The following is a 2780-nucleotide window of genomic DNA, read 5'->3' as shown; positions in this document are numbered from 1 at the left end:
GTCCGCCGCCGCGCGCGGGTCGCGGGCTCGGCCCGGTTCGCGCGCGGGGCGGAGACAGGCGAGGAGGTCGTCACGACGTGCCCGCCTGTTCCTGTGCGGCACGCAGCGCCTCACGGGCCGAGGCCTCACCGGTCAGTGCCGCCTGCAACGCCCCGGACAGCTCCTGGGAGACCTTCGGGTAGTGCTCGCCGAGCTCGGCGGTACGGGACCGGGCGGTGGCCACCTGCTCGACGAACGGGCCCATCGCGGGGTTGTTCTCGACGAACGCCTCCGCCGCGCCGGTCCTGGAGGGAACATAGGCGTGCGAGCCGCCCCACTCGATCATGTTGTCCTCGCTCAGCACGCACGACAACACCTGAGCCGCCGCCTCCTGGCTGCCCGCGCCCGTGGCGGGGATGGCACCGACCTCACCACCGAGCGCGACCACCGGGTCGGTGCTCGCGTCGGGAGCGGGAATCGGCACGACGCCGTATTCGGGGCCCTCCTCGTCGAGGCGCGCGAGGTTCCACGAGCCGTTGATCATCATCGCGGCGTTGCCCGCGACGAACTGGTCGGCCACGTCGTTCTGGTTCCAGGTCAGCACCGACTCCGAGGCCGCACCCGAGGACACCAGGCCGGTCACGTACTCGAGCGCCTCCACGGCGGCGTCGGAGTCGAGCGCGGACAGATCCGCGCCGTTGCTCCAGAAGAACGGCAGGAACTGCCAGGTTCCCTCTTCCGACGGGATCGCCGAGAACGCGAGTCCGTACCGGCCGTCGCCGGAGAGCCGCCCGGCCGCGTCGGCCAGTTCCCGCCACGTCGTCGGCGGCTCGATCCCCGCCTCGGCGAGCATCGTCTCGTTGTAGATCAGCGCGAGGTTGTTCACGCCGGGCGCGAGCCCGTAGATCTCGCCGTCGTAGGTGCCCGCCCGCAGGATGCTGTCGTAGTAGCCGTCGGTGGGGATGCCGTAGTCGGTCAGCGGCGTGAGCGCGCCCGTGCTGGCGACCTGCTGCAACGTCGGGTTGTCGAGGAAGACCAGGTCGGGCAGCGCCCGGGACCGGGCCTCGTTCAGGATCTTCGGCAACATCTGGTCGGTGGGCACCGTCTGCCGTTCGATGGCGATGCCGGTGCGGTCGGCGCACGTGTCGAGAATCCGCTGCCACGCCTGACTCCCCTGCTCGTCGGCGTAGTAGTCGAGCTGGGTGATCTTCTCGGCCGGTCCGGACGACGAGTCCCCGCCGGGGCCGCAGGCCGCCGCGCCCAGCAGCGCCGTCGCCGCCGCGGCGCCGATCACCGTGTGTCGAGCCACTCTGCTCATCGCGTTGCCACTCCTTCGTGCGCCGCGACCTCGCTGTCGAAGCGCTTCGATTAACCGGTTCCGACGCGTCCGCTACTCAACCTCGTGCTCACCCGCGGGGCGCCGTGCTGCCCGCCTGATGCAGGCGGGGCGACAGCAACCGCACCTCCGGCGCGGTCACCCCGTTCAACTTCCGGATCACCATATCCACGGCGATCCGGCCCACCTCGTCGGACGGGATCGCGACCGTCGTCAACGGGACGGGAAAGCTGTGCGCCATGTCCTCGGGACAGACCGCCACGACGGAGATGTCGTCGGGGACCCGCCTGCCGCGCCGGTGGCACTCGGACAGCACCGTGCCGAGCACGGCCTCGTTGTGCACCACGAGCCCCGTGATCCCGGGCCGTTCGGCGAACATCCGGTCGAGACAGTCGCGGACCGCCTCGTAGTCGGGCGGACACGGCAGTGTCGTGGTCTCCAGCCCGCGCTCGGCGGCCGCGCCGGTGAATCCGCGCAGGAACCGCCCCGCGAAACTCGTGCCCCGCTCGTAGACGGCGGGCGAGGGACCGACGAGCCCGATCTCGGTGTGCCTGAGGTCGGCGAGATGGTGCACGCTCCGTCCCGCGGCCGCGTGGAAATCGAGATCCACACAGGACAAATCCTCCGGGTCGTCCGGCACGCCGATGAGCACGGCGGGCCGCAGCAGCGAGCGCAGCACCGGGATGCGCGGCTCGTCGGCCTCGACGTCCATCACCAGGATGGCGTCGGCGATGGCCGAGGCCGCCACCCGGCGCAGGCCGTCCGGCCCCTCGTCGTTGGTCAGCAGCAGTACGTCGTGGTCGTGCTCGCGTGCCGCCGTGACCACGGAGGTCACGAACCGCATCACCACAGGGACGTGGATGTCGGCGCGCAGCGGCACCACCAGCGCCAGGACGTTGGTGCGGCTACTGGCCAGCGCACGGGCACCGGCGTGCGGGTGGTAGCCCAGCCTGCGGATGCTGGCCTCCACCCTGCGCCGGGTGTCCGGCGAGATCGAGCGCTTGCCCGACAACACGTACGAGACGGTGCTCGCGGACACGCCCGCGTCCCGGGCGACATCGGCGATGGTCACCATCTTCGGCCTCCAGCTACGGTCGCGCGTGCCGACAGCGGTCGAAGCGCATCGACCGGCGCGGCGGCACTCGACCGTAGGGCACGGCGCATCGGCGGCACAAGACGCGTTTTCCGAATCCGGGTTGTTGCTCCGGAAGCGGTGTTGACCTCGATCGTGACCGCTGCCATAGTCCCCTGCACCGCGCTCGATGTTCCGCCGCACGATCCACAGCACTGTCGAATCGCTTCGACAGACCGACTCGGAGGTGGCCGCTCATGCGCTCGCATTCGCACCCGTCCGGCCGGCACAACCCGGAGCCCACCGCAGGAAACAGACGCACCGCCGACACGCCGCTGTCCCGCCGCCGCGCGCTCGCCCTCACGGCGGGGGCCGCCGCCGTGCCCGTGGCCC

At 71.3% G+C, this 2780-nt stretch carries 2 protein-coding genes; both read right to left on the bottom strand.

The features are described 5' to 3' along the window. Positions 1-70 precede the first annotated feature (70 nt). Complete coding sequence (locus SACSA_RS0110545) at positions 71-1297, bottom strand: ABC transporter substrate-binding protein (protein ID WP_028661760.1); 1227 nt, start codon at positions 1295-1297, stop codon at positions 71-73. A gap of 88 nt (positions 1298-1385) precedes the next feature. Beyond that, a complete protein-coding gene (locus tag SACSA_RS0110540; RefSeq protein ID WP_019815711.1) occupies positions 1386-2390 on the bottom strand; it encodes a LacI family DNA-binding transcriptional regulator in 1005 nt (334 codons plus the stop codon). Between the last annotated feature and the right edge of the window lie 390 nt (positions 2391-2780).

The organism is Saccharomonospora saliphila YIM 90502 (assembly GCF_000383795.1).
Taxonomy (GTDB): Bacteria; Actinomycetota; Actinomycetes; order Mycobacteriales; family Pseudonocardiaceae; genus Saccharomonospora; species Saccharomonospora saliphila.
This window is presented reverse-complemented; position numbering and strand designations above follow the sequence as displayed.

What these genes read in the sequence shown, in the direction of transcription:
- SACSA_RS0110545 (WP_028661760.1), bottom strand. Translation starts at nt 1,297, where the DNA reads ATGAGCAGAGTGGCTCGACACACGGTGATCGGCGCCGCGGCGGCGACG.
- SACSA_RS0110540 (WP_019815711.1), bottom strand. Translation starts at nt 2,390, where the DNA reads ATGGTGACCATCGCCGATGTCGCCCGGGACGCGGGCGTGTCCGCGAGC.